The organism is Thermoplasmata archaeon, from assembly GCA_035622275.1.
Taxonomy (GTDB): Archaea; Thermoplasmatota; Thermoplasmata; order Lutacidiplasmatales; family UBA184; genus Lutacidiplasma.
Genome location: DASPVQ010000008.1, coordinates 1 through 7,636, shown reverse-complemented (window position 1 = coordinate 7,636; position 7,636 = coordinate 1). Strand labels below are relative to the sequence as shown.

8 protein-coding genes and 1 rRNA gene are annotated in these 7,636 nt (G+C 68.7%); 4 read left to right on the top strand and 5 right to left on the bottom strand.

The features are described 5' to 3' along the window. The 4 genes from VEL82_03145 to VEL82_03130 all read right to left on the bottom strand — a co-directional run. Positions 1–1,254, bottom strand: a 23S ribosomal RNA gene (locus tag VEL82_03145); the annotation flags it as partial. A gap of 234 nt (positions 1,255–1,488) precedes the next feature. Further along, positions 1,489–2,292, bottom strand: a complete 804-nt coding sequence (locus VEL82_03140) for a hypothetical protein (GenBank protein ID HXW66861.1) — start codon at positions 2,290–2,292, stop codon at positions 1,489–1,491. 23 nt (positions 2,293–2,315) lie between these two features. Further along, positions 2,316–3,263: a hypothetical protein gene (locus VEL82_03135; GenBank protein HXW66860.1), complete on the bottom strand. Its 948-nt coding sequence runs from the start codon at positions 3,261–3,263 to the stop codon at positions 2,316–2,318. Positions 3,264–3,286: 23 nt separating this feature from the next. Continuing rightward, complete coding sequence (locus tag VEL82_03130; GenBank protein ID HXW66859.1) at positions 3,287–4,156, bottom strand: class II glutamine amidotransferase; 870 nt, start codon at positions 4,154–4,156, stop codon at positions 3,287–3,289. Between the two features lie 110 nt (positions 4,157–4,266). Between VEL82_03130 and VEL82_03125 the strand changes: the two genes are divergently transcribed. The 4 genes from VEL82_03125 to VEL82_03110 all read left to right on the top strand — a co-directional run bounded on the left by VEL82_03125 (position 4,267) and on the right by VEL82_03110 (position 6,873). Further along, the gene (locus VEL82_03125; GenBank protein ID HXW66858.1) at positions 4,267–4,596 is read left to right on the top strand and encodes an iron-sulfur cluster assembly accessory protein; all 330 of its coding nucleotides are present in this window, start codon (positions 4,267–4,269) and stop codon (positions 4,594–4,596) included. Between the two features lie 71 nt (positions 4,597–4,667). Beyond that, on the top strand, positions 4,668–5,108 hold the full coding sequence (locus VEL82_03120; protein ID HXW66857.1) for an iron-sulfur cluster biosynthesis family protein: 441 nt from the start codon (positions 4,668–4,670) through the stop codon (positions 5,106–5,108). Positions 5,109–5,265: 157 nt separating this feature from the next. Next, positions 5,266–6,033, top strand: coding sequence for a hypothetical protein (locus VEL82_03115; GenBank protein ID HXW66856.1), 768 nt, complete (start codon positions 5,266–5,268; stop codon positions 6,031–6,033). A gap of 72 nt (positions 6,034–6,105) precedes the next feature. After that, entirely contained in the window at positions 6,106–6,873 is a 768-nt protein-coding gene (locus VEL82_03110) for a hypothetical protein (protein HXW66855.1), read from the top strand. 42 nt (positions 6,874–6,915) lie between these two features. On the opposite strand, the gene VEL82_03105 is transcribed toward VEL82_03110, so the two are convergent. Then, positions 6,916–7,335 (bottom strand): hypothetical protein, encoded by a 420-nt coding sequence (locus VEL82_03105; GenBank protein ID HXW66854.1) that lies wholly within the window; start codon positions 7,333–7,335, stop codon positions 6,916–6,918. Between the last annotated feature and the right edge of the window lie 301 nt (positions 7,336–7,636).

Genomic DNA, 7,636 nt, shown 5'->3' with positions numbered 1-7,636 from the left:
ATATCGGGGGCCGGTTTAGCCCCGTCCATTTTCGGTGCCCATGCCCTCGACTGGTGAGCTGTTACGCACTCTTTGAAGGATGGCTGCTTCTGAGCCCACCTCCCAGTTGTCTTCGAACACGGACGCCCTTTGCATGACACTTAACCGGCACTTGGGGCCCTTAATGCGAGGCTGGGTTGCATTCCCTTTCGCACGGCGGGCTTACCCCTGCCGCGCTCACTCCCGGCGTCCACGCCGCGCGCAACTTCGGAGTTCGACAACCGGCCGAGACCTTTCGGTCCCGCTTCCCGTAATCGGTGCTCTACATCGCGCGCCAGCTCGGCCGAGACCTACCTGCGAGTAGTTTCAGGAGGAACCAGCCATCCCCAGTCTAGATTGGCCTTTCACCCCTAAGCACAGGTCATCCGAGTGATTTGCACGTCAACACCGGTTCGGTCCTCCACCTACCTTTCGGCAGGCTTCAACCTACCCACGCTTAGATCGATTGGCTTCGGGTATTCCACCAATGACTTCGGGCGAGCGCACCCCGTCCCTCGTCCCTTGCGGGACTGCGGACCGTCGGTTTCCCTTCGGCTGCGGCCGTGCGGGCCTTAGCCTCGCCATTGATCGAAACTCCCTGGCCCGTTATTCAAAACGGACGCATGGACCCTGTGTCCACAGCCTCGCGGCTGCTTCGTTCCTTGGGGGCCGCATGCGGCTTATCGTCAGCTGGTTTCAGGCTCTTTTCACCTCCCTTCCGAGGTACTTTTCAGCGTTCGCTCGCGCTACTAATTTCGCTATCGGTCTCGGGACGTATTTAGGATCGGAAGACTGTACCTCCCGGCTTCCCGCGCGATATCCAACGCACGGTACTCGGGATCCCTCCAATCTCGCCTCTTCCGTTCGCCTACGGGACTTTCACCCTCTAGGGTCCGCCGTTCCAGGCACGTTCGGCTCCGGAAGCCAGCGAGTACGGAGGTCCACTACTCCACATCTCCCCACCCTCACCGGGCGGGGATTCGGTTTGTCCTGGGCCGTTTTCGATCGCCTTTACTCACGGCATCTCGGTTGATTTCTTGTCCTCCCCCTACTAGAATGCTTTACTTCGGGGGGTTCCCCTTCCTTGCGGAATGTCCCTTGCGGGACCGGAGTTCCGATTCGGTGATCGGTGGATCACAGGTTCCTTGCGCCTACCCACCGCTTATCGCAGCTTGGCACGACCTTCGTCGGCGCCCGAGCCTAGCCATTCCCCAGCTGACAGGAGTCAGCTACACTGATTATGCTTGACAAGCGTCCAGAACGCGTGTGATCGGCGTCATCGGTCCTGCCGCCAGGGGCGGCCGGACCCTCGCCCTTCCCCGAAGAGGCGGGGCCTCGGCGGGTGCACGTACCGACCGATGGAACAACGTCCGGGCGCGGCCCGCGTTCAACGGACGCCTGATATTTAACAGCTCGCCCGAACGACGGGGACCGGGCCGCGCGCCGGCGATGACGAACGGAACGGGAGTCCTACGCCGGGGGCCGCGCATCGAACGCGTGGCGGTGGTGCGGCCCCTCGTACCGAGCGACCGCGAACCGGCACTGACCGTCGCCGTTGGGCGCGCAGCCCCCGCAGTTGCGCTCCGCGGGCACCGGCGCCCGGACGGGGTCGTCGCGGACCAGTCGGAGCGCGGCGACCAGCCACGCTTCCTCGGCGTCGCCGTAGGGGATCCGGACCCATCCCTCATGAAGCCCGCCGCCGGCTTCGTCCCCGTACAGGACGATCCCGTACGGGACGCGCCGACCGAAGGCGACCGAGACGAGCCGGCACTCGGCGATCGACTGCACCGTGTCGAAGAGGCGACCGTGGGCCATGTGGTAGCCGGGAAACAGATGGGTCTCCTTGTACTCGACCGGGACGATGGAGCCGTCCGCTCGCTGCACGATCAGATCGGGACGGCCCGCGAGGGCGAGCTCGGGATCCACGAGCGTTCGGCCCCCGTTGCGGAACCGGGCGTCCAGGCGCACGCGCTCGGGCGGAAAGAGCATCGGCAGGTCGTCCTCCCCCTCGTCCTCGTAGACCAGGAGGTCGCGCTCGTCCAGGTCGAGCCGCCCCTCGTTCACCACCGGGTGCCCGAGCGGCGGCGCGAGGAGCGGGGAGTGGCGCAGGGGCACCACGTCCATCGGGGTCCGCACGAGGCCCGGCCCGCCGGTGGGCGTCGTGCGCCGGCGGGCGTGCTCGAGCTCCATCTCGTACGGGCAGCGGAAGTAGGTGACCAGGTCGTGCGGGGTCAGGTGCTCGGTTACCGGGGGCGCGATCCGCGGGGCCAGCATCGACGGCCCGCCGGCGCTCCGGACTATGAAGGTGCGGGTCGACGCGCACCACGATCCGCCGCGCCGGCGCCTTCGGCCGTGAGCCGCCCTCGCAGCGCCGCGCGCTGTTCGGCCGGCAGCCGCGCCCGCTCCGCGAGCGCGTCGAACAGCTCGAGGTCCGGGCCGAATTCCCGCAGCCAGTCAACGAGCGGCGGCGCTGGCGCGCCGGTCGCCTTGATGGCGGCCCTCACGAGCGCGTACTCCGGCCGGGTCACGGCGACCGTGCGACCGAGCGCACGCGCGCTCACCGTCCGTGCTCCCCCGATGGGGCCTCCCCACTCCTCGTACGGGCTTCGCGGTTCCTCCCCCAGTGCGACCGCCCACTCCACCCGCGCCCCGCGGACGAGCGTCCCCACGAACGCGCGGCCCCCGCGCACGATCCCGACGCCGGGCCAGTCGGTCGTCGCGACCGGTTCGATCAGGTACTCCATCAAGGCGGCACCGACGCGGTCGACCGCCGCGCGCGAGACGCCCACATCGACGTCGCGCGGCCGCAGCGGGGCGCCGAGGAGCCAGGCGGCGGCCGATCCCCCGATGTAGAAGTCCGTCGGCGAGGAGAGGCCCGAGCGCTCGAGGCGGTCGAGCAGCTCGGGCACGGCCGTCTCGACGTCCACGGCCCGGCCCGCGTACGCCTGGTCGAGCAGGGTTTCGAGGACGAAGCGGTGGCGGTTGTAGCAAGGTCGCACGCGGGCGGTCTCGGAGAATGGAAGGAGGAAGCGTCGGTGCCAGCAGCGCGGCCCGCCGAACGGGCAGGCCGAGGGAGGGTGGACGAACCCGAACGGGTCGAGCGGCCCCTTCGGGGGTCCTCCGGCATCCTGCCCGCCGTCCTGCGCGTGGTAGGTGAACGTCGTGCGATCTCCGTCCCGCTCGGTGGTGAGCTGGTGGAGGTATCCGCCCCCGAGGTCGGGTCCCGAGAGCATCTCGCTCGTCATCGGGACCGACGCGCGCCGACCGCTCAGGAAGGCGGAGGCCCGAGCTCGAGTCCGACCGGGATCGGGGTGGGCCCCGTCGTGAGCCTCACGTGGTCCCCTTCACGTCGCGCGGACAGGTACCGGCCGTTCGGCAGATTCTGCCAGGCGCCCCGCTCCCCGTCGAACGGCTCGCTGCCAACGATCAGCCGATGGGGCGCGGCGCGATAGGTCATCTCGTAGTAGGGGCGCGAGGTGTCGATGAGCCCGCGCCCGTGGTCACCGGTCCACTGGCAGAACGCCCACAGCTCGTCCGGGCCCCGCGAGAAGACGACGTTGAGGCCCGAGAACGGCGGGATCGCAGGACGACCGAGGCCCTCGCGGACCCTCACGAGATCCTCCACGGTCTGCACGTAGCCCTGGAGCGGGTCGCCACGCTCCTCCGTGTTGCGGACGAGCAGCCAGAACAGCACTTCGCTATCGTTGATCCCTCGGACCTTCGGCTCCAGGAGGCCCAGCATCGGCCGGGTCTCGTTGGGGAACGGGATCGCCCCGTTGTGCGCGAAGAGGACCGTGTGGGTCTCGAACGGCTGGGAGTTCTCGAGGCCCAGGAGCCGCTCGGGCGGGAGGTTCATCGGGTTGCTGGCGTGGCGAAGGTGCCCGAAGACGACGGGCCCGCGGGCCGCCCCGGCGGCCGCCACGAATCGCTCGCGCTCCCCGGGCTCGAACGCGCCGTGGATCCCCTTCACGACGTGCGCGCGACCCTGATCGTTGAACCAGCCGACGCCCCATCCCTCCCGCTGGGGGTCGTCGGGGCTCGCGTGAGACTGCGCGAGGAGCGATCGGTCCGAGCGCACGAGCCACGGTTCCGCCGGCTCATCGCGGGCGGACAGCTGGGCGAAGAGACGGCACATCATCCGGCCACCCGGGCGCCATAGATAAGCGTCGAGCGGCGTCCCTCGGCGAGGTGGCGCGTACGCCAGCAACTCTTTTACCGCGCCCCGGGCTAGTTCGCCGGAGGCAGGCGATGGTGGCGATCGACGTGTCGACCTCCGCTCGGGAGCAGGTCCTCAAGATCATGGAGAAGCAGGGAAAGCCCGGCTCCGCCCTGCGCATCTTCGTCCAGGGCGGCGGCTGTTCCGGGCTCACCTACGGCATGTCGTTCGACCGGCGCGAGTCGGGCGACGAGATCGCCTACGATCAGGCCGGGCTCCAGGTCGTGGTGGACCGGGCGAGCGCGCCGCTGCTCGACGGCCTGAAGGTCGACTACCTGCTCGGGCTGGAAGCCTCGGGATTCAAGATCTACAACCCGAACGCGAAGGAAACCTGCTCCTGCGGCAAGTCGTTCTCCGCGTAGCGCGCCTGAGCCCGGAGCTTTATAGTCCCGGCCCGGTACGAACGTCGGGGTAGCGAAGGAGGGCCCCGGGAATGAGCGATAGTCCGACGATCAAATTGGAAGTGACGCAAGAAGCGCAGGACCAGGTCCGGGACCTCATCCGGAACCAGAAGCCGGGCACGGCGGTCCGCGTCTTCCTCCAGTCGGGCGGCGGCGGCGGTTGCGGCTGCGGCTCGGGAGGCGGTGGATGCGGCTGCGGTGGCGGCGGCGGTCACGGGGGCCCGACGTTCGGGATGGCGTTCGACAAGCCGCGCACGGGCGACAAGGTCATCCCGGTCGACGGGTTCTCGATCGTCGTCGACGACCTGAGCGCCGAGATGCTCGACGGCGCCCGGATCGACTTCGTCCAGGACCTCAACGCCACGGGCTTCAAGATCACGGCCCCCCAGCTCCCGGTGACCGACGGCCATGGCCACGGGGACTCCGAGGCGGGCGGCTGCGGTTGCGGTGCCGGCGGCTGCGGGTGCGGCTAGCCGCCCGGTCCAACCCCTTCGTTCGTTTTTCCGCGCGCAGGGCCACCCGGCGCTAGGCTCTCCGGCGAGGTGGCCTTCACGTCGTGATGAATAATTGTAGCGCTTTCACAAACAACACGCTTATAGTTCCGCCCGGCTAGCTACCTCCGGGCCCGTCATGAGCGACTTTCCCGTGTTCATGATCCTCACCGCGGCGATGGGACTCTCCATCTTCCTGTCGCTGCCGATCGTCTTCAGCAAGCGCGCCCAGGGGCGCTGGGCGACCGTCCTCAACGCCGGCGCGATCGGGATCCTGATCTTCCTGATGGGCGACGTCTTCTCGGACGTCTCGCCGATCCTGTACCCGAACGGATACGTGGCGGACGCCGGTTACACGATCGCCTTCGCGGCGGCCTTCGTCGTCGCCTTCCTCGGCCTCTACGTCATCGACAACCTTCCGTCGCGCGTCGCAAGCGCGGACGGGGGTCCGCGCCTGACCGCTCTGATCATCGCGCTGGGCATCGGCCTGCAGAACCTCACCGAGGGGCTCGTCTTCGGCGCGACGTGGACGGCGGGCGAGATCGGGGTCCTCGCGGTTGTCTTCGTGGGCTTCTTCCTGCAGAACGTCACCGAGGGCTTCCCGATCGTCTCGCCCTACCTCGGCAGCGGGGTTCGCAGCCGGCTCCCGACGCTCTTCGGCCTGTTCCTCGTCGGCGGCCTCCCCACGCTGCTCGGGGGCGCGGTGGGCTACTTCTGGAGCAACGCCCTCTTCCTCGTGATCTTCGACGCGCTCGCGATCGGCGCGATTGCCTACGTTATCCTGCCGATGCTGCGGGTCGCGTTCCGGCCGCTCGACAGCCGGGAGGCGTCGATCGCGCGCAACCGCCTCGTCTACCTCGGGGTCCTCGTCGGGTTCGTGATCGGCTTCCTGGTGAACGCGATCTAGGTCGGCTCGCCCCGCCGGGACGCCGGCGCGCCGGCGAGGCGCTATCTACCTTGCCGGGCTCGGCGCGGCGCGATGGCCGACGCGCCTCCGTCCCCGGTCGCCCGGGTGCAGATCATGCAGGCGATGGTGGCGCGGGAGCTCGTGGAGGCCTTCGGCTTGCCCGAGCGCCAGGCCGCCGAACTGCTCGGCGTCGTGCCGTCGTCGGTCTCGCAGTATATCTCGGGTAAGCGGCTCGGGCCCAAGCTCGCTCGCTTCCTCGCCGACGAGGGGGCCCGCCGCCTCGCCCGGACGACGGCCCAACGGCTGATGACGACCCGCGGGGACGCCCGGCTCGTCCTCGAGGCCGCGATCGCGCTCGAGGCGCTGGCCCGCCCGCCCCGCGGGGCCGGCCGCTCCCGGGCGGCCCGCGTGCCCAGCGCGGCGATGCGTCGCGAGGTGCCGCGGTGGCTGCGCAACCGGATCCGGGGCGAGCAGGAAGCGGTCGCCGAGTGCATGCGGCTCGCCCAGCGCTCGCGCGACGAGCTGACGCGGGCGCTCTTCCGGCAGATCGCCTCCGACAGCCTGCGCCACGCCGAGATCGTCGCGTCGCTCGCCGCCTACCTCGACCGGGGCGTCTCCTCGAGCGTCCCGACCGGCATCACGCGCGCGGACGTCGAGAACCTGATCGCGCGCGAGCACAAGGCCGAGGCGACGACCGACGCCGACCTCGCTCCCGGCCTCGGCGGCGTGATGCGGATCCTCTGGGACAGCATGGAGGCCGACGAGCACAAGCACGAGCTCCTGCTCGAGAAGCTCCTCGCCGCGGCGGGCGCCGACGGCGACGGGCGCCCGCGCGCCTAGGGTATGGGCCCGGACGGATTCACAGACTTAGTTGGTTCTATTTCAGACTCGATTTGGCTCACCGATGGCTGTGGATGGTCGGTGGACCCCGGCTTTCCGACGGCGTGAGTCGAGTCTCCGAAGTACCTTCAGTCTCAGGTCGTTGTATCGGTCGGGGTCAGCTCGCGGATCAGTCTGAGGGTCTCCGATGGGTCTCGGCGGGATTCCGATGTAGAGCTCGTCCCCATGTTCGATGAAATCGAGGAGCATGGCCCTGTGCGACTTCCACATCGAGCGCATCTTCGAAAGGAAGCGGAGGTCCGATGCCGCGAGCTCACGTCTTGCCTCCATTGAATCGAACGCCGGGAGGCCGTCATCTCCCGAGATACCCTTCCCATCGCGGTATGACACGATAAACCGCACCAAGTCCTCCTCGGCCGCCAAGTAGGCTGTCGTGAGCGTCGCCCCGAGGTTCTCCAACATCAGAGAATACCGACCCTCGAGTCCTCGACGGACTTCGTCGTGCACCTGCAGCCAATCCAAGCCGTCGCAGAGTTCCTTGTCGACTCGCTTAAGCTCGGCCCGATGCCCTCGCGCGTCGAGGGGTGGTCGTCGTCCCGCGCGACGCTCCTCGTCGAGTTGAGCTAACCTTCTCCGCCTAAGCTCACCGTACGGGACGGGGGGCTCAAGGCGAAACAGGAGGAGTACCGTCCGGGCCGAACGAGGGCGAGCTCCGCCTGCGATTGGTGGTCGTCCCGATCTCGAGATGCCGCCCACGCTCCGA

Bases quoted from the DNA above. Each gene is read 5' to 3' on its own strand.
- VEL82_03130 (HXW66859.1), bottom strand. From the start codon at position 4,156: ATGATGTGCCGTCTCTTCGCCCAGCTGTCCGCCCGCGATGAGCCGGCG.
- VEL82_03115 (HXW66856.1), top strand. From the start codon at position 5,266: ATGAGCGACTTTCCCGTGTTCATGATCCTCACCGCGGCGATGGGACTC.
- VEL82_03120 (HXW66857.1), top strand. From the start codon at position 4,668: ATGAGCGATAGTCCGACGATCAAATTGGAAGTGACGCAAGAAGCGCAG.
- VEL82_03135 (HXW66860.1), bottom strand. From the start codon at position 3,263: ATGACGAGCGAGATGCTCTCGGGACCCGACCTCGGGGGCGGATACCTC.
- VEL82_03110 (HXW66855.1), top strand. From the start codon at position 6,106: ATGGCCGACGCGCCTCCGTCCCCGGTCGCCCGGGTGCAGATCATGCAG.
- VEL82_03140 (HXW66861.1), bottom strand. From the start codon at position 2,292: ATGCTGGCCCCGCGGATCGCGCCCCCGGTAACCGAGCACCTGACCCCG.
- VEL82_03105 (HXW66854.1), bottom strand. From the start codon at position 7,335: ATGTTGGAGAACCTCGGGGCGACGCTCACGACAGCCTACTTGGCGGCC.
- VEL82_03125 (HXW66858.1), top strand. From the start codon at position 4,267: ATGGTGGCGATCGACGTGTCGACCTCCGCTCGGGAGCAGGTCCTCAAG.